Consider the following 21,983-nt stretch of genomic DNA (forward strand, 5'->3'; position numbering starts at 1 on the left):
CCGGGTCAGCTCGCCGCCGGGGCGCCGCGCCGCTCGGCGCGCTCCTTGATGCCGTGCAGCATGCGGCGGGTCATCACCAGGGTCACCGGCTCGCCGATCCGGGTGGCCACGCGCAGCCCCGCCTGCCGCGGGACCTCGGTGCGGGCCCGCGAGAGCAGCCGGCAGCCGCCGGCGCCGTCGGGCACGACGGAGAAGGACCACACCCCGTTCCACGGGTGCTCCGGGGGTGCCTGGCGCAGCACCAGCGCCCGCGGCGGGTCCACCCGCGCCACGGTGAAGGCGTAGCCGTCGGGCATCGGGCCGTAACCCCGCGGCACCACGACGACCCGGTCCCCCTCGGCGAGGTGCTGCCACTCCTCGCGGATCTCGTCGGCCGAGTGGATCCGCAGCCCGATCAGGTTCTCCAGCCGGTCGTAGCTGTACATGCCGCCGCGGTCCTGGCCGATCTGCACCAGCCACGCCCAGACCGCCTCCGGCGGCGCGTCCACGGGCACGGCCATCGTGAGCTGCTCGGCGGGCTCCGGGACCAGGTCGTCACCGGGCAGGACGGCGGCCACCTCCGCGTCCGTGGCTCCCCAGTTGCGTCGGGCGTGCAGCACCTGCAGGCCCGCCGCCGCGGCACCCGCGGACAGCAGCAGCGCACGGAGCATCGGTTCCTCGTCTCGGTGGGGCCGGCCGGCCGGCGCGGGGCAGGACCTCCAGGGTCGCCGACGACGGGGACACCGGGGCGGGCCGGACGTCCCCTCGGCCAGGGGCGTCCGACCGTGCCGCGGACGGCCTCAGCCCTCCCCCGGCGTCCTGCCCGCGGGGACCTCGAAGACCGCGAGCAGCTCGTCCACCTCGCGGTGGGCCTCGTTGGGATGGCGGAACGGCCGGTGCCGGTGCAGCTCGTAGCGCGTCCGCCGGCCCTCGCGGGCCCGGCTGACGTAGCCCGCCTCCTCCAGGTCCCGCAGGATCGCCAGGGTCGCGCGCTCGCTGATGCCCACCCGCTCGGCGAGCTCCGCCACCCGGGCCCGCGGATCGGCGGCGACGGCCAGGAGCACGTGCCCGTGGTTGGTGAGGAAGGTCCAGGACGGGCGGTCCGCGGCGGTCATCCGGCGTCTCCTGTTCGGATCGGGTGGCGCGAACACCTGAAGTGCGGTTCACTCGTTCGCGGAGGGGAGTATCCCCCGTCGCACCGCCGTCAGTACGGCTCCCTCGGGAGGGGGCTCGGTGGAGCGGGTGCCCGGCACGGCCGGGCGCCGGGAGAGACCTCCGGTCGGTTCGGACCGGAGGTGTGCTCGTGCAGGTGTCCCTGTGGTTGTGGCTGGCCGTCCTGGCGTTCATCGTCGGGATGCTGGCGGTCGATCTGCTCGCCCACCGGCGCGCCCACGTGATCGGCGTGCGCGAGGCGGCGGCGTGGTCGGCGGTCTGGGTGACCACCGGCATCGGGTTCGGCGCCTGGGTGTGGTGGCGCTACGGGGCGGAGCTGGGGCAGCAGTACTTCGCCGGCTACCTGATCGAGAAGTCGCTGGCCGTGGACAACGTCTTCGTCTGGGCCATCCTGTTCGCCTACTTCGCCGTCCCCCGCGAGCTGCAGCACCGGGTGCTGTTCCTGGGCGTGCTGGGGGCGCTGGTGTTCCGCGGGCTGTTCATCGCCGGGGGCTCGGTGCTCATCGCGAGCTTCGGCTGGGTGCTCTACCTGTTCGCCGCGTTCCTGCTCTGGACCGGCTACCGGATGCTGCGGCAGCGCGACGAGCACCTGGACCCGGAGCGGTCCCGCGCCCTGCGCCTGTTCCGCCGGTGGGTGCCGATGACCGACGACTACCACGGCCAGCGGTTCCTCATCCGACGCGGCGGGAAGCTGCTGGCCACGCCGCTGCTGGCCGTGCTGTTCCTCGTCGAGCTCACCGACATCGTCTTCGCCGTCGACTCGATCCCGGCGATCTTCGCGGTCACCGACGAGCCGTTCCTGGTCTTCACCGCGAACGCGTTCGCGATCCTGGGGCTGCGCGCCATGTACTTCCTGCTCGCCGACCTGATCCACCGCTTCGTCTACCTCAAGACCGGGCTGGCGCTGGTGCTGGTGTGGGTCGGCCTGAAGATGGCGCTCAAGATCGACGTCTTCTACGTGCCCACGACCGTCAGCCTGGCGGTGATCAGCACGATCATCGGCGTCTCGATCTGGCTGAGCCTGCGTGCCACCCGGGGCCAGGGCCGGCACGCGCTGCCCACGCCGGCCCGCCCGCCGTTCGGCGTCGCCACCGACGAGCAGCTCACCGCTCTCGAGCCGCTGTGGCGCCGGCGCGGGACGTCCCGCGGCGTACCGGCCCCGCGCGACCCGGACGACGCCCGGTCCGACGAGGAGCTCCGGCGGTGAGCGCCCCGGTGGCAGCGGGGCGCTCCGCCGGGCAGGGTCGGGGTTCCGAGCACCGGGGAGGGTCCGTGCGGAACAGGCAGGATGCGCACCGCGGACGGCGCCGGCCGCGCCCACCGCGGGCGTTCACCCGGACGGTGGCCGCCGCCGGGCTGCCGGCCGGGCCGGCCCGCACCGGGCCGGTGACCGACGCCGACCTCGACGGGCTCCCGGAGGCCGCAGCCCGGTACCTGCGCGCCATGGGCGTGGTGGGCCGGCCCCGACCGTGGTCGTTCCGGGCGCACTTCCGCGGACGGTTCCGCCGGCGGCCCGACGGACCGTGGCTGCCGCTGGACGCCTGGCAGTACAACTCCGCCGTCGAGGTGGCCCGGCTCTTCCGCATGCGGCTGGTGGTGGGCCGGGCCCTGCCGATGTGGGGCTGGGACACCTACCGCGCCGGGACCGGCCGGATGCTCGGCAAGGCGCTCGGAGTGGTGACCGTCGCCGACGGGTCGGGCCCCGAGTTCGACACCGGCGAGCTCACCACCTGGCTCGACGACGCCGTCCTGCTGGCACCCGGGATGCTGCTGGACCCCCGGACGACCTGGTCGGCCGCCGGGCCGGACGCCTTCCGGGTCTCGGTCTCCGACGCCGGGCGCACGGTCGGGGCCGAGGTCCTCCTCGACGAGGCGGGGCGGCCCCGGGACGTCCGCAGCACCGACCGCTGGGCGGACCTGCCCGGCGGCCTGGTGCGGGCCCGGTGGAGCACCCCGGTGACCGGCTGGCGGACCGTGGACGGTCGCCCGCGGATGACCGGCGGAGCCGCGGTGTGGCAGCTGCCGGACGGCGACTTCCGCTACGGCGAGATGGAGCTGCGGGACCTGGTGCTGGACGTGGCGCCCGGGCGGTGACGGGAGCGGCCCGGCCGGGCCGGTGACCTCTCCCGGTCCGGCCGGGTCCTTCGGCCCTGCCCGCCGCGCGGCGCCGGCCGGTTCCCTCGTCCCCGCACCTCCCACCGCGCCGGGGCTCCGGCGTGCCGATCCCCCTGGAGAGCCATGTCCGAGTTCACCGCCGGCCGCTTCGACGGGCGCACCGCCGTCGTGACGGGGGCCGGGGCCGGCATCGGCCGCGCCACCGCCCTCCGGCTGGCCCGCGAGGGGGCGCGCGTCATCGCCTCCGACATCTCCGAGCCGCGGCTGAAGGAGCTGGTGGGCGAGCACGGCGAGCTGCCGCTGGTGCCCGTGGCCGGCGACGTCGCCCAGTCGGGCAGCGCCGCCGAGCTCCTCGCCGCCGCCGACGGCCGGGTCGACGTGCTGGTGAACAACGTGGGGATCATGGACGGCTTCCTGCCGCCTGCGGAGATGGACGACGAGACCTGGGACCGCGTGCTCGCGGTGAACCTGACGGCGACCATGCGGATGACCCGCGCGGTGCTGGCGGTGATGCTCGCCGCCGGGCACGGCTCCATCGTCAACGTCTCGTCCGAGGCCGGGTTCCGGGCGTCGGCCTCCGGCGTCGCCTACGCGGCCTCGAAGGCGGCGGTCAACAGCCTGACCCGGAGCACCGCGCTCTTCTACCGGCAGCAGGGCATCCGCTGCAACGCCGTCGCCCCGGGGCCGGTCGCCACCTCGATCGAGGCCCCGTTCCGCTCCACCCTGGCCGGGCAGGTGCTCGGGCCGATCATGGCCGTGACCATCCCGCCGATCGCCAGCTCCGAGGAGCTCGCCGCCGCCATCACCTGGATCGCCTCCGACGACGCCAGCAACGTCAACGGTGCCGTGCTCGCCTGCGACGGGGGCTGGTCCGCGCTGTGACGGCGGCCGGGCCGGCGGCACGGGACCAGCCCGGCGCCGTGGGCACGCGGACGGCGCTCCGCGCGGTCGTCCGCGACCGCCCGCTGGCCGCCTACGTGCTCCTGGCCGTGCTCCTCTCCTGGTCCTGGTGGGTGCCGGTGGCGCTCACCGGGGGCACCGCCAGCCACGTCCCTGGTCTGCTCGGACCGGCGCTCGCCGCCGTCGGGGTGACGGCGGCGACGGGAGGCCGACCGGCGGTGCGGCAGCTGCGCGGACGGCTCGGCGCGCCGCGCTGGTGGGCGCTGGCCCTGCTCCCGCCCGCCGTCGCCGCGGTGGCGGCCCCGCTCCTCCACCTGCTCGGGGACGGGCCGGCGCTCGGCGACTTCGCCGACATGCCCGGGATCCCGGCCTGGTCGTGGCCGGCGGTGCTGCTCGTCCTCTTCGCCGTGGGCGGCCTCGGCGAGGAGGTCGGCTGGCGCGGGCTGGCCTGGACCCGGCTGCGCCGGCGGCTCGGGCTCCGGGACGCGGCGCTGGTGCTCACCGTGCCCTGGGCGCTGTGGCACCTGCCGCTGTTCTGGATCGACAGCGGTCTGGCCGGCCTCTCCCCCTGGGTGGTGCCGGGGTGGCTGCTCGGCCTGGCCTCGGGCGCCGTCGTGCTGGGCTGGCTCTACGAGCGCAGCGGCAGCCTGCTCGTGGCCGCGCTCGCGCACACCGCGGTGAACGTGGTCAGCGGGACGCGCGGCGGGGAGGGGCTCGTCGCGGCCGTCGTGTCCGCCGGTGTGATCGCCGCGGCCGTGGCGCTGCTGGCGGCGGACCGCCGCGGCGGGCCGGCTCCGCGGACGGTGAGCGGGCGCCCGTGACCCCGGAGGACTTCTTCGCCGGCTCGCCGCTGGGCCTGGCCACCCTCGACCGCGTGACCGCGGCGATCGACGCCGCCGGGGGCGCGACGGTGCGGGTCACCCCCAGCCAGGTCGCCTTCCGGCGGCGCCGCGGCTTCGCCTACCTCTGGCGCCCCGGGCAGTACCTGCGCCACCCCGGGGCGGACGTCGTCCTCTCCGTCGTGCTCGACCGGCGCGATCCCTCACCGCGGTGGAAGGAGGTCGTGCACCCGGCGCCCGCGCACTGGATGCACCACCTGGAGGTGCGCACGCCGGCCGACATCGACGGGGAGGTCACCGGCTGGCTGCGGGAGGCCGCTGCCCTGGCCGGGCCGTCACGCGGCGAGGACGAGGTTTCTTGACCGGCTCAAGGAGGCCCCCGGAGAATCCGGCTGTGCAGGACACCGCCGATCTGGAGCGGGCACTGCGCGCTGCCGGTCTGCGGGTCACCCGGCCGCGGCTCGCCGTGCTCGACGCCGTCCGCCAGGAGCCGCACCTGGACGCCAAGACGCTGCTCGCCGCGGCCCGTTCCCGGCTGGGCGCGGTGTCGCACCAGGCGGTGTACGACGTCCTGCACGCACTGGTCGCCGCCGGTCTCGTGCGCCGGATCCAGCCGGAGGGCTCCGACGCCCGCTACGAGGCCCGGGTCGGCGACAACCACCACCACCTGGTCTGCCGCGACTGCGGGGCCATCGCCGACGTCGACTGCGCCATCGGCGCCGCACCCTGCCTCACCCCCTCCGTCGACGGCGGCTACGTCGTCGACGAGGCCGAGGTCCTGTTCTGGGGACGCTGCCCGGCCTGCGCGGCCGGCCGTCCTCCCGCCCACCGCACCGCACAGGAAGGCACGTCGTGACCAACGAAGTCGACAAGCTCCAGTCCGCGAGCACCAGCGAGAGCGAGAACCCGGCGGTCCCGTCGCCGAGCCAGGCCACCGACCGGCGGCCCCGGACCAACCGCGACTGGTGGCCCAACCAGGTCGACCTCTCGGTGCTGAACAAGCCGTCGAGGGACTCCGACCCGCTGGGGGCGGACTTCGACTACAGGGCCGAGTTCGCGAAGCTCGACGTGGAGGAGCTGAAGAGCGACCTCCGCCGGCTGATGCGCACGTCGCAGGACTGGTGGCCGGCCGACTGGGGGCACTACGGCCCGCTGTTCATCCGCATGTCGTGGCACGCGGCCGGCACCTACCGCATCGCCGACGGGCGCGGGGGCGGTGGCCAGGGCGCGCAGCGCTTCGCCCCGCTGAACAGCTGGCCGGACAACGCCAGCCTCGACAAGGCCCGCCGGCTGCTGCTGCCGATCAAGCAGAAGTACGGCCGCACGCTGTCCTGGGCCGACCTGCTGGTGCTGGCCGGGAACGTCGCGCACGACGACATGGGCCTGCCGACCTTCGGCTTCGCGTTCGGCCGCGAGGACACCTGGCAGCCGGAGGAGGTCTTCTGGGGTCCGGAGGACACCTGGCTCGGCGACGAGCGCTACGCCGGGGACGATCCGCTGGACCTCGACGAGGGCCCGCTCGCGAACGTCACCATGGGCCTGATCTACGTCAACCCCGAGGGGCCCAAGGGCAACCCCGACCCGCTCGCCTCCGGTCACGACATCAAGGTGACCTTCCGGCGGATGGGGATGACCGACGAGGAGACCGTCGCCCTCATCGCCGGCGGCCACACGTTCGGCAAGGCGCACGGCGCGGGCGACCCCTCGCTGCTCGGCCCGGAGCCCGAGGGCTGCCCGGTGCACGGCAACGGCCTGGGCTGGATCAGCCAGTTCGGCACCGGCAAGGGCGCCGACACCATCACCAGCGGCCTCGAGGGCGCCTGGACCCCGACGCCGACGACCTGGGACAACTCCTACTGGGAGACGCTGTTCGGGTGGGACTGGGAGCTCACCGAGAGCCCCGCCGGCGCCAAGCAGTGGCAGCCGAGCAACCCCGAGGCCCAGGAGCTGGTGGCCGATGCGCACATCCCGGGCAAGAAGAACCCGCCGATGATGTCGACGGCGGACATGGCGCTGCGGGTGGACCCGGAGCTGCGCGCGATCGCCGAGCGGATCCGCGACGACCCCGAGCTCTTCGCCGACCAGTACGCCCGCGCCTGGTTCAAGCTGCTGCACCGCGACATGGGCCCGAAGAGCCGCTACCTCGGCCCGGACGTGCCGGCCGAGGACCTCATCTGGCAGGACCCGGTACCCCCGGTCGACCACGAGCTCGTGGGCGAGGCCGAGATCGCCGACCTCAAGCAGCGGCTGCTCGCGTCGGGCCTCACCGTGCCGCAGCTGGTGCACACCGCCTGGTCGGCCGCCGCGTCCTACCGCGGCACCGACAAGCGCGGCGGCGCCAACGGCGCCAGGCTGCGGCTCGAGCCGCAGATCGGCTGGCCGGTCAACGAGGGCGTCCGCGACGTGCTGCCGGTGCTCGAGCGGGTCAAGGCGGAGTTCGAGCAGCAGACCGGCAAGCGGGTGTCGATGGCCGACCTGATCGTGCTCGGCGGCAGCGCCGCGGTGGAGAAGGCCGCGGCGGACGCCGGCGTGCCGGTGACCGTGCCGTTCTCCCCCGGGCGCACCGACGCCTCGCAGGAGCAGACCGACGTCGAGAACTTCGGCTGGCTGGAGCCGCGCGCCGACGGCTTCCGCAACTGGATCGCCCCGGGCAGCAAGCTGCAGCCGGAGACCCTGCTGGTCGACCGGGCCTACATGCTGGAGCTGACCGCCAAGGAGATGACGCTGCTGGTCGGCGGCCTGCGCGTGCTCGGCGCGAACACCGGCGGCGTCCGCCACGGCGTCTTCACCGACCGCCCCGGTGTGCTGTCCCAGGACTTCTTCCGCAACCTGCTCGACCTGGGCGTCTCGTGGTCGACCTCGGCCGAGGGCGAGGGCGTCTACGAGGGCCGGGACGCCGAGGGGAACGTGGTCCGCACGGCCACCGCCGCGGACCTGGTCTTCGGCTCGAACTCGATCCTGCGCGGCATCGTCGAGGTCTACTCGGCCGACGACGCCAAGGAGAAGTTCGTGCAGGACTTCGTCGCGGCCTGGGTGAAGGTCATGGAGCTCGACCGCTTCGACCTGCGCTAGGTCCCGGCCGCCCGGCGACCCCGGCCCGCGCAGAGCGGGCCGGGGTCCCCGGTCACGACGCGTCGGCGACGAACCCCCGCCAGTTGCGCATGTACTCGACGAACACCGGGGACAGCCCCTCGCCGGCGAGGTGGTCGGGGCTCACCGGCGTCGGCACCGGCACGAACCCGGCGTCCCGGCGCACCCGGTCGGGGAAGTCGTGGTGCAGGATCGCCGCCCGGCCCACCAGGACGAAGTCGGCGCCCCGCTCGAGCGTCTCGGCCGCCTGCCGGCCGCTGCGCACCTTGCCGGCCACGCCGAGCCGGGTGCTGCCGCGGTCGAGCTCGGTGAACCAGTCCATCAGCGGGCGGTCCCGGTACGCCTCCTCCTGCGGCTGCTTGGCCACGTCCCACAGCGAGAGGTCGAGGTAGTCGACCTCGCCCCCGCGCAGCAGCTCGGCGGCGACCTCGCGGACCTCGGCCAGCAGCAGCCCGAAGCGCTCGGGCGAGAGCCGGACCCCCACCTGGAAGTCCGGCCGGCAGCGCTGCCGCACGGCGGTGACCACCTCGAGCAGCAGCCGCGCCCGGTTCTCCAGGGATCCCCCGTAGCCGTCGGTGCGCCGGTTCAGCTCCGGGGAGAGGAACTGGGTGAGCACGTAACCGTGCGCGCCGTGCACCTCGACGCCGTCGAACCCCGCGCGCTCGGCCCGCACGGCGGCGGCGGCGAAGTCCTCCACCAGCTGCACCACCTCGTCGGCGGTCATCGCCCGGGCACCGCTGGCCTCGTCGTCCGACGGCGCGACCGGCTGCCCCACCAGCTCGCGCGGCGACCGGGCACCGGCGTGGTGCAGCTGGAGCGCGGCCAGCGATCCCGCGTCCTTGACCGCGGCCGCCAGCCGGGTCAGCCCCGGGAGGTGGTCGTCGGAGAACACGCCGAGCTGCCCGGGGAAGCCCTGGCCGCCCGCCTGCACGTGCGCCGCGCAGGTCATGGTGAGGCCGTGGCCGCCGCGGGCCCGAAGCGCCAGCCAGCGCAGCTCCTCCTCGGACAGCCGGCCGTCGGGGTGGCTCTGCGTGTTGGTCAGCGGCGCCAGCCACACCCGGTTGGGCGCGGCGGGGCCGTGGGCCAGCGGGAGGGGCGCGAAGAGGTCGGGCACCCGCGCAGGCTACGGCCAGGGCGCGGATCCGCCGCCGGTGGTCAGGAGCCGGCCCATCTGCTCGTGCACCGCCTGGATCGCCTGCAGCGGCCGGATCATCACCCGGAACTCGACGATCCGGCCGGCGTCGTCGCACCGGACGATGTCGACCCCGTTGACGTGCTTGCCGTCGACGGTGGTCTCGAACTCGAGCACCGCGGTGTCGCCGGAGAGCACCTCCTTCGTGTAGCCGAACGCGCCCGCCCCGGCCAGCGCCCGGGACGCCGCCTCGAGGTACTGCGTGGTGACCGCCCTGCCGCGCTGCGGGGTGAACACCACCGGCGAGTAGAAGACGACGTCGTCGGCGAGCAGCGCGTCGAGACCGCCGGGGAGGTCCCCTGCCAGGTACCGGTGCCAGCGGGCGATGACGTCGTCGATCACGGGGCCTCCTCGTCGTCCCTGCGGGGGCGCGGCCGCACCCCCGCAGCGATCCTGCCCTGCCGGGCCGCGGTGCGATCAGGCGTGCCGGGCCCGCGGGCCGCGCCAGTGACGGCGCAGCGCGAGCACCCGGACGGTGAAGACGGCGACCGCGACCCCGGCGCCGAGCAGCGGCCCCTCGACGCCGGCGGTCGAGGCGGTGCCGACGAGGAGCGCCCCGGCCAGCGCCGGCACCGCGTAGAGCTCGGAGTCCGGCCGGACCAGCGCCGGGACCTCGCGGGCGATGACGTCGCGGAGCACGCCGCCGCCGACCGCGGTCGTGACCCCCAGGCAGGCGGCCGCGACCGGTGCCAGGCCGAAGTCCAAGGCCTTCTCGGTGCCCGCCACGCTGAACAGCCCGAGCCCGGCCGCGTCGAAGACCAGCAGGGGCCGCGTCAGCCGGGTGAACCCGCGCGGGGTCAGCGCCGTGAGCGCAGCGGCGATGAGGGCCACGACCAGGTACGGCCACTCGGTGAACGCCGGGGGCGGGGTGTCGCCGAGCACCAGGTCGCGGACCAGCCCGCCGCCCAGGGCGGTGACCACGGCCAGGATCGCGATGCCCACCACGTCGAAGTCGCGGCGGATCGCCATGAGCGCCCCGGAGACCCCGAAGGCGAACACGCCGATCAGGTCGAGGATCTGCACGTCGCCTCCGGGGTCGCCGCGGGCGGTCAGGCGGCCGTCGCCCGGGCGGCCTCGTCGATGACCTGCGCGACGGCGACGGGACGGGAGACGGTCACGGCGTGGGACGCGTCCACCTCGACGACGGTCGACGAGGCGCGCCCGGCCATGAACCGCTGGGCCTCTGCGGGGACGGCCAGGTCCTGCTGCGTGACGACGGTCCAGGACGGGACGGTCTTCCAGGCCGCCTTCGTCGCCTTGTCCGCCAGGGCGTCGCCGGTGATCGGCCGCTGCGTGACGGCCATCAGCGCGGCGGCGTCGGCCGGCACGTCCGCGGCGAAGATCGCCTGGAACTTGTCCTGCTCGATGTACAGGTCGTCGACGGGCTGCCCGTCGGGACCGCGCACGGGCACCGGCCGCAGCGCCGACCCGAGCTCGTTGCCCGGGTACTTCCCGGCCAGCTCGCCGGTGCTCTCGCCCTCGTCGAGCAGGAAGCTGGCGACGAACACGAGGGCCTTCACCCGGGGATGGCCGTCGGCGGCCTCGCTCATCACGCTGCCGCCGTAGGAGTGGCCGGCGAGCACGATCGGCCCGTCCACGCCGTCCAGGACGTCGCGCAGGAACTCGGCGTCGCCGTGGAGCGAACGGAGCGGGTTGGCCACCCCGATCACCGGATAGCCGTCCCGCCGGAGCTGGGCGATCACGCCGTTCCAGCTCGACGAATCGGCGAAGGCCCCGTGCACGAGCACCACCGTGGGCTTGCCGGTGCGGGGCTCGGAAGTGCTGCTGGTCATGGTCTCTCCCTCTCGGTCAGCGAGCGATCGGTCGTCGCCCGTCCGGTGCGCACCACGTGCGCGCCCCCGCCAACGCACCCGGTATGCGATATATTGCATCCCTTGGAAGGGCTGCGGAAGACTCCTTTCCGCCCTTCCCCGTTCCGCAGCACCCCGCTCCGCCAGGAGGTCTCCCCGTGCCGATCCCCCCGTCCGGTCCCGTCGGCCGCGGCCTCCTGCGCGACGACGTCCACCGCCGCCTCCGCGACGCGATCGTCGACGGGACCTTCGCGCCCGGCGAGCAGCTCAGGGACCAGGAGCTCGCGGCCTGGCTCGGGGTGAGCCGGACGCCGGTGCGCGAAGCGCTGCTGCGGCTGGCGCAGAGCGGGCTCGTCGCGGCCCAGCCGGGCCGCTCGACGGTCGTGAGCACGCTCGACGCCCGGGACGTCCGCGACGCCCGCGACGTCGTCGCGGCCATGCACGAGCTGGCGGTCCGCGAGGCGGTCCCGGCACTGACCGAGGCCGACGTCAGCGCCATGCGGGAGGCCAACCGGCGGTTCGCCGCGGCCGTGGAGTCCGGCGACGTCGAGCAGGCGCTGCTGGCCGACGACGAGCTGCACGGGGTGCTCGTGCGCATCGCCGGCAACCGCGCCCTCGGCACGGTGCTCGAGCAGTTCACGCCCACCGTGCGCCGGGCCGAGCGGCTGCGGTTCGGCTCGCTCGGGGGCCAGGCGTCGGCCGACCGCCACGACGAGCTGATCCGGCTGTGCGCCGCCGGGGACGTCGAGGGGGCGGCCGCCGTCGCCTACGACACCTGGCACAGCCTGCCGAGCGGTGAGGCGTGACCGGCCGGCCCCCGGCGTCACGGGGCGATGACGAGTTCTGCCACGAGGTCGCCGTCCAGCGCGAAGCGGTACCGGAGGTCGACCACCCCGCCGGGGAAGTCGCCTTCCAGCCGGTTGACGGCGACCCAGTGCGCGTCGTCGGTGCGCTCCGCGGCGACGAGCGTGGTCGTGTACGTGAACTCCGATCCCGCCTCGGTCAGGAAGCGGCGGATCTCGTCGGTCCCGCGGTAGGTCGTGCCGTCGTCGACGACCACCGCGGTGGACGTGAAGGCCCGCAGCGCGGTGTCCGCGTCACGGGCCACGTGCGCGGCGAGGAAGCCGCGGATCGGGGTGGGGAGCTGGTCGGGCCGGATGCCGGTCGGTGTGGTCATGGCCCGAGGCTGCGGCCTCCTGGCGCGGGAGGGTCAAGCGCGCGACCCTCCCCCGGGGAGAGGGTGCACAGTGGCGCCGTGCTGGCGATCGGCGAGTTCTCCCGGCTGACCCACCTCAGCGTGCGCACCCTCCGCCGGTACCACGACGCCGGCCTGCTCGAGCCGGCGAGCGTCGACCCGGCGACCGGCTACCGGTCCTACAGCGCCGACCAGATCCCGGTCGCGCAGGTCATCCACCGGCTGCGGGAGCTCGACGTCCCGCTGGCCGACGTCCGGCGCATCCTCCGGTCCCCCGATCCGCACGCCCGGGCCGGGCTGGTCGCGGAGCACCTGCAGCGGCTGGAGGCCGAGCTGGACCGCACCCGCGCCGCGGTCGCCTCGCTGCGCCGGCTGCTGCGCCCGGAGCCGCCGCCGCTGGACGTCGAGCTGCGCGCGGTGCCGGCGACGACGGTGGCCGCGGTCGCGGACGACGTCCGGCACGACGAGGTCCTGGCCTGGTACGCCGGCGCCATGGCCGAGCTGGACGCGGTCGTCGACGAGCCGGCCGGCCCCCCGGGCGGGCTCTACGACAACGCGCTGTTCGAGGAGGGCCGCGGCCGGCTCCTGGTCTACCGCCCGACCGACGACCCTCCGCGCCGCGGCCGCGTGCACCCGGTCACGCTGCCGGCCGTGGAGCTGGCGGTCACGACGCACGTCGGCGAGCACGACGACATCGACGTCAGCTACGGCGAGCTGGGCGCCTGGGTCGTGGCCAACGCGCTGGCCGTGGCCGGGCCGGTGCGCGAGACCTACCTGGTCGGCCCGCGCGACACCCCGGAGCCGTCGGCGTGGCGGACCGAGATCGGCTGGCCGGTCTTCCGGGTCGCCCCGCGCTGAGGTGCCCTCACCCGCGGGGGGCGAGCCCCCGGCGCAGCTCGTCCAGGGCCTGCGCGAGGCCGACCCGCGCGGCCCAGCCCCAGCCCCGCGCCCGGTCGGTCCGCATCCGCCCGGTCCAGACCGGCTCGTCGGTCCACTCGGGTTCGACACCCAGGGCCCCGGCCACGGTGCCCAGGTAGTCGCGCCAGGTCGCGGGCTCCCCCGCGACGATCACCGGGGTCGTGCCCCCGGCCACGGGACCGCGCTGCGGGTCGTCGGCGGTCGCGACGGCACCCGTGGCGACGTCGGCGAGGAAGGCGGCCAGGTCGTCGACGTGCACCCAGGCCCAGGTCTTCGCCGGGTTGGCCCGGCGCTCGCCGTCCCGGACCTCCTGCGGGCGCAGCGTGTTCCACACCGACGTCTCGCCGGGACCGGTGATCGCCGGCGGCCGGACCAGCACGGTCGTCAGCCCCTCGATCCGCGCCAGCGCCGCGTCGGTGGCGTTCTTGGTGTCGGGGTAGTCGCCGCTGCCGTCGGGCAGGAGCGGGCTGCCCTCGGCCACGTCGCCCGCGCCCGCCGAGCGGTCGTAGACACCGGCCGTGGACACGTGCACCAGCCGGGCGACGCCGGCGTCCCGCGCGGCCCGGGCGAGGACCGGCGTCCCCTCGACGGCGACCCGGTGCTGCACCTCCCGCGGCGAGCCCATCGGGTGCACCGTCGTGACGACGGCGTCGGCGCCCCGGGTGACGGCCCGCGCGAGCTCCTCGTCGGCGAAGTCGCCGACGACCTCGGTGGCCCCGTCGAGCGCCGGCGCGCTGCCGGCGCGGCGGACGACCGCGCGCACCTGCGCCCCCCGCTCGGTGAGCGCCCGGCACACCGCCGCGCCCACAAGCCCGTTCGCACCGGTCACCACGACGACGGGAGAGGGAGCAGCCATGCCCTGCACCCTGCCAGCGACCGCAGGACGGCGCCTCGGGAACCGCCAGGGGCGTCGCGACCGTTGCCTGCAGGAGGGCACACCGCCCGGGACGAGGAGCCGATGACCACCCCCTTGCCGACCGACGCCGCCGGCGCCGTCGACGTCCGTGCCGACGACGAGCTGTCCTGGCTGCTGGCGCTGGACCCCGCCGTGCTCGCCGTCCTCGGTGGCGTCGTCCTCCTGCTGCTCCTCGTCGCCACGGTCGTCGGCTGGGTGGTCGTCCGGCGGATCCGGCGCAACCCGCTGGTCGCCCGCGCCCGCGAGCTGGGCGTCCAGGGCGCGACCGCCGTCGCCGCGCGGCGCCTGCCCCCGGGGCCGCGGCGCACGGCCGCGGAGCTCCAGCTCGACATCGGCCGCGCCCGCGAACGGCTCCGCCGCCAGGTGTCCACCGCCCAGGCCGCGGGAGCGCACCTCGGCGACGTCCCCGGCCTGCTGCCCTCCCTGGAGGCCGAGGGCACCCGCCTGGAGCAGCTCCTGCGGCAGCGGGCGCTGGCCCCGGCCACGACCGACCGCTCGGACCTGGAGGCCGACGCCCGGCGCTACCTCGACATGCTGGCGGACGTCTGCGCGGCGGTGCTGGAGGCCGAGCAGGCGGTCCCCGCCCCCGGTCAGGTGGGCGCCGACGTCGCCGATGCCGTCAGCGCCCTGCGCGCCCACACCACCGCCTACCGCGAGCTCACCTCGCCGCCGGGGCTCCCCCCGCTGCCCTCCCCGTCACCCTCCCCCGAGCCGTCGCGCCGGGACCCCGCGCAGGGCTGAGCGCGGCCGGACCGGACGCCGGCTCCGGGTGCGCGGTGGGCCGCCGCGTGGTCACCTGGGGTCGCTGATCACCACGACGGTCCAGGAGGTGGCATGCCACGGGTGCACCTGCTGGCGACGGGCGGCACCATCGCGAGCCGGCGCACCGACGCCGGGCTCGCCGCCACCACGCCGGCGGCCGAGCTGCTGGCCTCGGCCGGCCCGCCCCCGGACCTCGACGTCACGGTGAGCGACGTCTCCACGGTGGCCAGCTTCGCGCTGTCCACGGCCGATCTCGGGGCGCTCGTGCGCGAGCTCCGGCGCTGCCTCACCGACGACGTGGCCGGCGTCGTCGTCACGCACGGCACCGACACGATGGAGGAGTCGGCGTACCTCGCCGACCTGCTGCACGACGACCCGCGGCCGGTGGTCTTCACCGGGGCCCAGCGGCCGTTCGACTCGCCCGCCCCCGACGGCCCGGGCAACCTGGCCGCCGCCCTGCGCGTCGCCGCCTCCCCGGCGGCCCGGGACCTCGGCGTGCTGCTCTGCTTCGACGGCCTGGTGTTCGCGGCGCGCGGGGTGCGGAAGGTCGACACCCTGCGCAGCGCCGCCTTCGACGCACCGGGGCGCGGCCCGCTCCTGCGGGTGACCGACGCCGCGGTCCTCCCGCTCGCGCGGCCGGCCCGGCGCGACGCCGTACCGCTCGACCTGGCCGCGGAGCTCCCGCGGGTCGACGTCGTCCCCTGCTACCTCGGTGCCGACGACGCGCTGCTGCGCGCCGCCGTGGCGGCCGGTGCCCGGGGCGTCGTCCTGGAGGCATTCGGCGCCGGCAACGTGCCGCCCGCGATCGCGGAGGCGGTCGCCGGGCTGGTGGCCGACGGCGTCCCGGTGCTGGTCTGCTCGCGCGTCGCCTCCGGACCGGTGGCCCCGCTGTACGCCGGTGGCGGCGCGAGCCTGGCGCGCGCGGGTGCCCGGTTCGCCGCCGATCTGAGCCCGTGGCAGGGCCGGTTGCTGCTCGGCGCCGCGCTGGCGCACGACCCCGACGACCCGTACCGCGTCCTGGACGCCCAGCTCGGCACCTGACCTGAGGAGGAGACGTGGCCAAGGAGATCTTCGTGGCCTTCGGCGTCGACATCGACGCCGTCGGCGGGTGGCTCGGCTCGTACGGCGGCGAGAACTCGCCGGACGACATCTCGCGCGGCGTCTTCGCCGGCGAGGTCGGGGTGCCCCGCATCCTGGAGCTGTTCCGGCGGTACGACCTCACGCAGACGTTCTTCTGGCCGGGGCACTCGATCGAGACGTTCCCGGAGGAGTTCGAGGCGTGCGTCGCCGCCGGGCACGAGATCGGCGTCCACGGCTACAGCCACGAGAACCCGATCGCCATGAGCCGGGAGCAGGAGCAGGCGGTGCTCGACCGCTGCATCGCGCTGATCGAGGAGAAGACCGGGCGCCGGCCCACCGGCTACGTGGCGCCGTGGTGGGAGTTCAGCGGCGTCACCAACGAGCTGCTGCTCGAGCGCGGGATCACCTACGACCACTCGCTGATGCACCGCGACTTCGAGCCGTACTACGTCCGGGTCGGCGACTCGTGGACGAAGATCGACTACGAGGCACCGGCGGAGACCTGGATGAAGCCGCTGGTCCGCGGCGAGGAGACCGACCTGGTCGAGATCCCGGCGAACTGGTACCTCGACGACCTGCCGCCGATGATGTTCATCAAGTCCAGCCCGAACAGCCACGGCTTCGTGAACCCGCGCGACACCGAGCAGATGTGGCGCGACCAGTTCGACTGGGTGCACCGGGAGATGGACTACGCGGCGTTCACCATGACCATCCACCCCGACGTCTCCGGGCGCCCGCAGGTGCTGCTCATGCTGGAGCGGCTCATCGAGCACATCACCGGGCACGACGGCGTCCGCTGGGCGACCTTCGACGAGATCGCGCGGGACTTCCTGCGCCGCTCCCCGCGCACCGGCGCCTGACGCCCCGCGCACCGTTCCGGGGGAACACCCCGGCGGGAGGTGTGGGACGCACCGGCTCCGGGCAGTCGCCTCCCTGCCCGCGACCGCACGGTGCCGGGCGCCGCGCTGCTTCGCCGTAGGGAGAGTCCGATCACCGCGTCCGAGGGCCAGGCCCCCACCACGTCCCGCACGACCGGCACCGGCACCACGGACGACGACGGCGGCGGGCTGACCGGCGCCGTCGTCATCGTCGCCCTCGTCTCGGCCATCTCCGGCCTGCTCTACGGCTACGACACCGGGATCATCTCCGGGGCGCTGCTGCAGATCAGCGACGAGTTCGCCATCGGCAACGGCTGGGAGCAGGTGATCGCCGCCTCGATCCTGGCCGGCGCGGTGATCGGCGCGCTGACCTGCAGCCGGCTCAGCGAGCGGCTCGGCCGGCGGACCACCCTGCTGATCGTCGCCGCGGTGTTCGTCGTCGGTTCGCTCGGCGCCTCGCTCGCGCCCAGCCCGCTGCTCCTGTCGCTGGCCCGCGTCGTCCTCGGCTTCGCCGTCGGCGGCGCCACCCAGACCGCCCCGGTGTACGTCGCGGAGCTCGCGCCCAGCCGGTACCGCGGCCGCCTGGTGCTGTTCTTCCAGATCGCCATCGGCGTCGGCATCCTCGTCGCCACCATCGTGGGCGCGACCGAGGCCGTCGACTGGCGGCTGGCGATCGGCGCTGCCGTGGTCCCCAGCGCGCTGATGCTCCTGCTGATGCTGCGGCTGCCCGACAGCCCGCGCTGGCTGGTGAAGGCCGGGCACGAGCAGCGCGCCCGGGAGGCGCTGGAGCGGGTGCGGCCCCGGGGCGCGGACGTGTCCGGCGAGCTGCGCGACATCGACGAGCTGGTCGAGGCCGAGCGCGGGGCCACCACCCGCGGGTGGTCCGGGCTGCGGCAGGCGTGGGTGCGACCGGCGCTCGTCGTCGGCTGCGGTCTGGCGATCTTCACCCAGCTGTCCGGGATCGAGATGATCGTCTACTACTCGCCGACGATCCTCACCGACAACGGCTTCTCCGACAGCGCCGCGCTGCGCGTCTCGGTGGGCCTGGGCGCGACCTACCTCGTCACCCAGCTCATCGGGCTGGCGATCATCGACCGGGTGGGCCGCCGCCGGCTGACCCTCGTCACGCTGCCCGGGGCGGCCCTGATGCTCATCGTCCTGGGCACGTTCTTCGTGACCGGCAACGACGGCGAGGCGCAGGTGCCCTACATCGTGGCCACCCTGATCGCGTTCATGGCGTTCACCGCCGGCGGCATCCAGCTCATGGGCTGGCTGACCGGCTCGGAGATCTACCCGCTGGCCACCCGCGAGGCCGGTGCGGCGGCCCAGTCGGCGTCCCTGTGGGGCACCAACCTGCTGATCACCCTGACCCTGCTGACCATCATCGACACGATCGGCACCGGCCAGACCTTCTGGCTCTACGCCGGGTTCAACGTGGCCGCGTTCGTCTTCCTGTACCTGCGCATGCCCGAGCTCACCGGCCGCAGCCTGGAGCAGATCGAGACCAAGCTGTCCGACGGGCAGTTCCGGCCCGCCGACCTGGCCCGGGCGGCCTGACCGACGCCCGCGGCAGGATGGCCGCATGAGCACCCGCCCCCCGACGTCCCGGACCACGGCAGCGCTCGTCTCCGGCGCAGCGACCGCGGCCTACTACGCCACGCCGGACCTCATCCCCTCGCGCACCACCCGCGGCTGGGTCAAGGCCGGGCTGGTCGCGGTCTCCGTCGCGGCGTCCGTGCCGGAGCTGCGGGCGTCCCGCAGTTCCGGGAGCGGGGACGGCGAGGGCGCCGGGGCCCTCGCGCAGGTCCTCCGGTCGATGCCGGCGCGCGGCAGGGCCGCCGCCGCCGGGGTGGTGGCCGTCTCCGTGGTGGGAACGGTGGCCGGCGTGGTCGCCGGCGAGCGCTGGATGTTCCGCCGCGGGGAGCGCCGCGCGGCCGCGGGCAAGCGGTTCGCCCACACCGGCCCCGCGCTGGTGTACGGCGCGCTGACCGCGGCCCTCGGGCTGATCCCGCCGCCGGAGGAGCGCCGGCCGTGACCCGCGTGCTGGTCACCGGGATCCGCGGCAAGACCGGGGTCCCGCTCGCCGGGCTGCTGACCGCCCGGGGCGTCGAGGTGCTCGGCGGCAGCAGCGATCCGGGGCGCGTCGCCCTGGCCGGCGTGCGGCCGGTCCCCTTCAGCTGGGACGACCCGTCCGGCTGGTCCGCGGCCACCGGCGCGGCGGACGCCGTGTACCTGATCCGGCCCGATCGGCCCGACGCGCCGGAGCTCGTCGCGGCGCTGCTCGACGCGACGCCGGCCGGAGCCCACGTCGTCCTGCTCTCCGAGCGGGACGCCGACCAGGTGGGGCCCGACGGCTGGGCGGTCCGGACCGAGCGCGCGGTGCGCGGCAGCGGGCGGAGCTGGACCATCCTGCGGCCGAGCTGGTTCATGCAGGTCTTCACCGACCCGCGGTTCTACCGCGACCGGCTCCTGGACGACGGCGAGCTGCCGTTCGCCGACGGCGGTGCCCGGGTCGCCTGGATCGACGCCCGCGACATCGCGGCGGTGGCCGGACGGGCCCTGCTCGACGACGCGCACTCGGGCCAGGTGCTCGAGCTGTCCGGACCGGAGTCGCTCTCCCTGGCGCGCACGGCCGCGCTGCTGTCCGCCGCCCTCGGGCACCCCGTGGCGCACCGGGAGCTGACGGTCGAGGAGGCCGTGGCGGGGTCCGAGGGCTTCGAGCGGGAGCTGTCCGTGCTGACCTTCGAGCGGGTGCGGGCCGGCGTCTTCAGCGCGGTCACCGACGACGTCGAGCGGGTGACCGGCCGGCCGGCCCGGAGCCTGGCGCGCTTCCTCGCCGACACCGGTCCGGCCCTGGGCCGCCCGAGCTGAGCCGGGGGGCGCTGAGCCCTGCGCCCGGCTCGTCAACGGGCCGGGGCGCACAGGGCGGCGTCGACCGCGTCGGACACGTGCTCGGTCATCTCCAGCGACGTCGGCAGGGCGGTGACCGCGACGACGGCGCTGCGCCCGTCCTCGGTGGCCAGGTTGCGGGTCTCGAAGCCCTGGATGTCCCCGCCGTGGCCCCAGGCCGCGCCGCCGCAGCTGAGCTCGTGCCGGGCGATGCCCAGGCCGTACTCCCACCCCTCGGTGGGCTCGAAGCCCGGCGCGGGCACGGTGCCCAGCATCTCGGCCTGCTGCGCCGGCTGCAGGAGCTCCCCGGCGAGCAGCGCGTCGAAGAAGCGGCGCAGCTCGTCCGCGGTCGAGATCAGCTGACCGGCGGCCCAGCCGAACGAGGGGTCCATCTCCGTGACGTCGACCCACGGGGTGCCGGGCTCGACGGCGACGTAGCCCTGCGGGTGCCGGCCCGCGATCCGCTGGTCCCCCGTGGTCGGCCAGTAGGTGTGCCGGAGCTGCAGCGGCTCGATGATCCGCCGGGTGATCTCCTCCCCCACCGGTCGCCGGGTCACCTCCTCGACGAGCAGCCCGGCCAGCACGTAGTTGGTGTTGCTGTACTCCCACTGCGTGCCGGGGGCGAAGTGCGGCGGGCTGGTCAGGGCGGCGTCGACCAGCCGGTGCGGCTGGAGGTGGTCCGACCTCCGGTCGACCAGGTCCGCGGGCTCGTCGAAGAGGACGTCGTCGTAGTCGGGCAGCCCGCTGGTCTGCTGCAGCAGCTGCCGGACGGTGATGCGGTTCCCGTCGTGCCCGTTCCCCCGCACCACGCCCGGCAGGTACCGCTCCACGGGGGCGTCGAGCTCGACCTGCCCCTCCCCCACGAGCTGGAGGACGACGACGGCGGTGAACGTCTTGGTGTTGCTGCCGATCCGCACCACGCCGTCCCTGGGGACCGGTTCGCCGGTGCGCAGGTCGCCGACCCCGGCGGTGTGCTGGCGGACCCGCCCGTCGGCGTACCGGACGGAGGCCAGCGCGCCGGGGAAGCCGTCCTCGGCGACCAGGGCGTCCAGCTCGCGCTGGACGGCGCTGTGCGCGGGGCCGCCGGGCGCGGCGGTGGCTTCCGGTGCGGCGGTGGCTGCCGGCGCGGCGGTGGCTGCCGGCGCGACGAGGGCGACGCCGGCGGCCACCGCCCCGGCGAGGCCGAAGGCGACCGGGCCGCGGCGGCGGGCGACGCGCGGGGTGGAGAGCGTGCGGTGCGGCATGGGGAGCTCCTCGCATCGGTGGGCCGGTGAGCTCCACCATCGCCCCGTGCCGCGCCCTCGATCGATCCCGCCCGCTACCGGACCGGCGGTACCGCAGGCACCACCTCCGCCGTCAGAGGCCGTGCGCCTCCGCGACGAACGGCAGCGCCGGCTCGGGCACCCCGCGCCCGTCCGGCCGCGGCCAGTGCACGGCGACCTCGGTGATGCCGGCCTCGGCCAGCCGGCCGAGGGTGTCGAGGTAGCGCTCGCGGCTCTCGAACGGCCAGGCGACCTCGAGCCCGACGAGCACGGAGCGGCGCAGCTCCCCGGGGTCGCGGCCCTCCTGCTCCAGGGCGGCGGTGAGCCGGCGGCTCTGCTCGGCGATCGCGGCGAGCCACTCGTCGGCGGGCACGTCGGCGCCGAAGGGGCCGTAGGTGACCCAGGCCGAGCCGTACCGGGCCGCCAGCCGGAGCGCCCGCGGCCCGGTGGCCGCGACGGTGAACGGCAGCCGGGGCCGCTGGACGCAGCCCGGGATCTGGTGCGCGTCGACCGCCGTGAACCAGGCGCCCTGCACGGTGGCCACCGGCTCGACGAGCAGCCGGTCGAGCGCCGCCAGCCACTCGGCGAACCGCTCCGTGCGCTCCGCCCGGGTCAGCGGCGGACCGCCCAGCACCCGCGCGTCGGGGCCCTCGGTGCCGACGCCGACCCCGACGTCGAGCCGGCCGCCGGACAGCTGGTCGAGCGTCATCAGCTCCTTGGCGAAGGGGGCGGGGTGCCGGAAGTTCGGCGACGCGACGAGGGTGCCGAGCCGCACCCGCTCGGTGCCGACGGCCGCCGCGGCCAGCAGCGGCACGGCGGCGTGCCACGGCCCGTCGGCCAGCAGCGGCCAGGTCAGGTGGTCGTAGGTCCACACCGTGCGCACGCCGGCGCGCTCGGCCGCCCGCACGTCGTCGAGGAACAGCGGGACGGGGTGCCGGTCGGGCAGCACGACGGCCGACAGGTCGAGGGTCACCCGCTCACCCT

General features: G+C 75.6%; 25 protein-coding genes. 15 read left to right on the forward strand and 10 right to left on the reverse strand.

All coding sequences use genetic code 11. The features are described from left to right. Positions 1-5: 5 nt before the first annotated feature. Positions 6-650: an SRPBCC family protein gene (locus tag DQ241_RS10830; RefSeq protein ID WP_113830183.1), complete on the reverse strand. Its 645-nt coding sequence runs from the start codon at positions 648-650 to the stop codon at positions 6-8. Between the two features lie 129 nt (positions 651-779). Beyond that, positions 780-1,094, reverse strand: a complete 315-nt coding sequence (locus DQ241_RS10835) for a winged helix-turn-helix domain-containing protein (RefSeq protein WP_113830184.1) — start codon at positions 1,092-1,094, stop codon at positions 780-782. Between the two features lie 188 nt (positions 1,095-1,282). Here DQ241_RS10835 and DQ241_RS10840 point away from each other — a divergent pair, with 188 nt between their 5' ends. The 7 genes from DQ241_RS10840 to katG all read left to right on the forward strand — a co-directional run bounded on the left by DQ241_RS10840 (position 1,283) and on the right by katG (position 8,078). Then, entirely contained in the window at positions 1,283-2,359 is a 1,077-nt protein-coding gene (locus tag DQ241_RS10840; RefSeq protein WP_113830392.1) for a TerC family protein, read from the forward strand. A 65-nt stretch (positions 2,360-2,424) separates the two neighbouring features. Beyond that, entirely contained in the window at positions 2,425-3,246 is an 822-nt protein-coding gene (locus DQ241_RS10845) for a DUF6544 family protein (RefSeq protein ID WP_147252361.1), read from the forward strand. A gap of 144 nt (positions 3,247-3,390) precedes the next feature. Continuing rightward, complete coding sequence (locus tag DQ241_RS10850) at positions 3,391-4,149, forward strand: SDR family NAD(P)-dependent oxidoreductase (protein WP_113830186.1); 759 nt, start codon at positions 3,391-3,393, stop codon at positions 4,147-4,149. A 38-nt stretch (positions 4,150-4,187) separates the two neighbouring features. Beyond that, positions 4,188-4,988, forward strand: coding sequence for a CPBP family intramembrane glutamic endopeptidase (locus DQ241_RS10855; protein ID WP_147252362.1), 801 nt, complete (start codon positions 4,188-4,190; stop codon positions 4,986-4,988). Further along, the gene (locus DQ241_RS10860) at positions 4,985-5,368 is read left to right on the forward strand and encodes a DUF5655 domain-containing protein (protein WP_199584401.1); all 384 of its coding nucleotides are present in this window, start codon (positions 4,985-4,987) and stop codon (positions 5,366-5,368) included. The genes DQ241_RS10855 and DQ241_RS10860 overlap by 4 nt, the downstream gene beginning before the upstream one ends. Positions 5,369-5,400: 32 nt before the next feature. Continuing rightward, positions 5,401-5,862 (forward strand): Fur family transcriptional regulator, encoded by a 462-nt coding sequence (locus DQ241_RS10865; RefSeq protein ID WP_113830188.1) that lies wholly within the window; start codon positions 5,401-5,403, stop codon positions 5,860-5,862. Beyond that, positions 5,859-8,078, forward strand: coding sequence for a catalase/peroxidase HPI (katG, locus tag DQ241_RS10870; protein ID WP_113830189.1), 2,220 nt, complete (start codon positions 5,859-5,861; stop codon positions 8,076-8,078). Before DQ241_RS10865 ends, katG begins: the two co-directional genes overlap by 4 nt. Positions 8,079-8,130: 52 nt before the next feature. Here katG and DQ241_RS10875 read toward each other — a convergent pair whose 3' ends face one another. From DQ241_RS10875 to DQ241_RS10890, 4 genes are all read right to left on the reverse strand, one after another. Next, a complete protein-coding gene (locus tag DQ241_RS10875) occupies positions 8,131-9,210 on the reverse strand; it encodes an NADH:flavin oxidoreductase (protein ID WP_113830190.1) in 1,080 nt (359 codons plus the stop codon). A gap of 9 nt (positions 9,211-9,219) precedes the next feature. Beyond that, the gene (locus tag DQ241_RS10880; RefSeq protein ID WP_113830191.1) at positions 9,220-9,630 is read right to left on the reverse strand and encodes a nuclear transport factor 2 family protein; all 411 of its coding nucleotides are present in this window, start codon (positions 9,628-9,630) and stop codon (positions 9,220-9,222) included. A 75-nt stretch (positions 9,631-9,705) separates the two neighbouring features. Next, a complete protein-coding gene (locus DQ241_RS10885) occupies positions 9,706-10,311 on the reverse strand; it encodes a trimeric intracellular cation channel family protein (RefSeq protein ID WP_233492365.1) in 606 nt (201 codons plus the stop codon). Positions 10,312-10,337: 26 nt separating this feature from the next. Beyond that, complete coding sequence (locus DQ241_RS10890; RefSeq protein ID WP_113830192.1) at positions 10,338-11,081, reverse strand: alpha/beta fold hydrolase; 744 nt, start codon at positions 11,079-11,081, stop codon at positions 10,338-10,340. Between the two features lie 176 nt (positions 11,082-11,257). On the opposite strand from DQ241_RS10890, the gene DQ241_RS10895 reads away from it, so the two are divergent. Further along, positions 11,258-11,905: a GntR family transcriptional regulator gene (locus tag DQ241_RS10895; RefSeq protein WP_113830193.1), complete on the forward strand. Its 648-nt coding sequence runs from the start codon at positions 11,258-11,260 to the stop codon at positions 11,903-11,905. A gap of 17 nt (positions 11,906-11,922) precedes the next feature. On the opposite strand, the gene DQ241_RS10900 is transcribed toward DQ241_RS10895, so the two are convergent. Further along, positions 11,923-12,276, reverse strand: a complete 354-nt coding sequence (locus tag DQ241_RS10900) for a nuclear transport factor 2 family protein (RefSeq protein WP_113830194.1) — start codon at positions 12,274-12,276, stop codon at positions 11,923-11,925. 78 nt (positions 12,277-12,354) lie between these two features. On the opposite strand from DQ241_RS10900, the gene DQ241_RS10905 reads away from it, so the two are divergent. Next, entirely contained in the window at positions 12,355-13,152 is a 798-nt protein-coding gene (locus DQ241_RS10905; RefSeq protein ID WP_113830195.1) for a MerR family transcriptional regulator, read from the forward strand. Positions 13,153-13,159: 7 nt separating this feature from the next. On the opposite strand, the gene DQ241_RS10910 is transcribed toward DQ241_RS10905, so the two are convergent. Next, complete coding sequence (locus tag DQ241_RS10910) at positions 13,160-14,068, reverse strand: NAD(P)-dependent oxidoreductase (RefSeq protein WP_113830394.1); 909 nt, start codon at positions 14,066-14,068, stop codon at positions 13,160-13,162. Between the two features lie 102 nt (positions 14,069-14,170). Here DQ241_RS10910 and DQ241_RS10915 point away from each other — a divergent pair, with 102 nt between their 5' ends. The 6 genes from DQ241_RS10915 to DQ241_RS10940 all read left to right on the forward strand — a co-directional run bounded on the left by DQ241_RS10915 (position 14,171) and on the right by DQ241_RS10940 (position 19,719). After that, a complete protein-coding gene (locus tag DQ241_RS10915; RefSeq protein ID WP_113830196.1) occupies positions 14,171-14,869 on the forward strand; it encodes a hypothetical protein in 699 nt (232 codons plus the stop codon). A gap of 93 nt (positions 14,870-14,962) precedes the next feature. Continuing rightward, the gene (locus tag DQ241_RS10920; RefSeq protein WP_113830197.1) at positions 14,963-15,931 is read left to right on the forward strand and encodes an asparaginase; all 969 of its coding nucleotides are present in this window, start codon (positions 14,963-14,965) and stop codon (positions 15,929-15,931) included. Positions 15,932-15,945: 14 nt separating this feature from the next. Next, positions 15,946-16,830 carry a polysaccharide deacetylase gene (locus tag DQ241_RS10925; protein WP_113830198.1) on the forward strand — a complete coding sequence of 295 codons (885 nt, stop codon included), beginning with the start codon at positions 15,946-15,948 and terminating at the stop codon, positions 16,828-16,830. Between the two features lie 90 nt (positions 16,831-16,920). Continuing rightward, entirely contained in the window at positions 16,921-18,405 is a 1,485-nt protein-coding gene (locus DQ241_RS10930; RefSeq protein ID WP_199584405.1) for a sugar porter family MFS transporter, read from the forward strand. Between the two features lie 25 nt (positions 18,406-18,430). Continuing rightward, positions 18,431-18,883, forward strand: a complete 453-nt coding sequence (locus DQ241_RS10935) for a peptidase S9 (protein WP_113830199.1) — start codon at positions 18,431-18,433, stop codon at positions 18,881-18,883. Beyond that, positions 18,880-19,719: a nucleoside-diphosphate sugar epimerase gene (locus DQ241_RS10940; protein ID WP_113830200.1), complete on the forward strand. Its 840-nt coding sequence runs from the start codon at positions 18,880-18,882 to the stop codon at positions 19,717-19,719. The genes DQ241_RS10935 and DQ241_RS10940 overlap by 4 nt, the downstream gene beginning before the upstream one ends. A gap of 32 nt (positions 19,720-19,751) precedes the next feature. Here the strand turns inward: DQ241_RS10940 and DQ241_RS10945 are convergent, their stop codons facing one another. Together DQ241_RS10945 and DQ241_RS10950 are read right to left on the reverse strand one after the other, a co-directional pair. Then, positions 19,752-20,981 (reverse strand): serine hydrolase, encoded by a 1,230-nt coding sequence (locus tag DQ241_RS10945; protein ID WP_113830201.1) that lies wholly within the window; start codon positions 20,979-20,981, stop codon positions 19,752-19,754. A gap of 112 nt (positions 20,982-21,093) precedes the next feature. Continuing rightward, a complete protein-coding gene (locus DQ241_RS10950) occupies positions 21,094-21,972 on the reverse strand; it encodes an LLM class flavin-dependent oxidoreductase (RefSeq protein WP_113830202.1) in 879 nt (292 codons plus the stop codon). Between the last annotated feature and the right edge of the window lie 11 nt (positions 21,973-21,983).

The organism is Blastococcus sp. TF02A-30 (assembly GCF_003319185.1).
Classification (GTDB): domain Bacteria; phylum Actinomycetota; class Actinomycetes; order Mycobacteriales; family Geodermatophilaceae; genus Blastococcus.

Bases quoted from the DNA above. Each gene is read 5' to 3' on its own strand.
- DQ241_RS10915 (WP_113830196.1), top strand. From the start codon at position 14,171: ATGACCACCCCCTTGCCGACCGACGCCGCCGGCGCCGTCGACGTCCGT.
- DQ241_RS10890 (WP_113830192.1), bottom strand. From the start codon at position 11,081: ATGACCAGCAGCACTTCCGAGCCCCGCACCGGCAAGCCCACGGTGGTG.
- DQ241_RS10945 (WP_113830201.1), bottom strand. From the start codon at position 20,981: ATGCCGCACCGCACGCTCTCCACCCCGCGCGTCGCCCGCCGCCGCGGC.
- DQ241_RS10920 (WP_113830197.1), top strand. From the start codon at position 14,963: ATGCCACGGGTGCACCTGCTGGCGACGGGCGGCACCATCGCGAGCCGG.
- DQ241_RS10830 (WP_113830183.1), bottom strand. From the start codon at position 650: ATGCTCCGTGCGCTGCTGCTGTCCGCGGGTGCCGCGGCGGCGGGCCTG.
- DQ241_RS10850 (WP_113830186.1), top strand. From the start codon at position 3,391: ATGTCCGAGTTCACCGCCGGCCGCTTCGACGGGCGCACCGCCGTCGTG.
- DQ241_RS10910 (WP_113830394.1), bottom strand. From the start codon at position 14,068: ATGGCTGCTCCCTCTCCCGTCGTCGTGGTGACCGGTGCGAACGGGCTT.
- DQ241_RS10900 (WP_113830194.1), bottom strand. From the start codon at position 12,276: ATGACCACACCGACCGGCATCCGGCCCGACCAGCTCCCCACCCCGATC.
- DQ241_RS10935 (WP_113830199.1), top strand. From the start codon at position 18,431: ATGAGCACCCGCCCCCCGACGTCCCGGACCACGGCAGCGCTCGTCTCC.
- DQ241_RS10835 (WP_113830184.1), bottom strand. From the start codon at position 1,094: ATGACCGCCGCGGACCGCCCGTCCTGGACCTTCCTCACCAACCACGGG.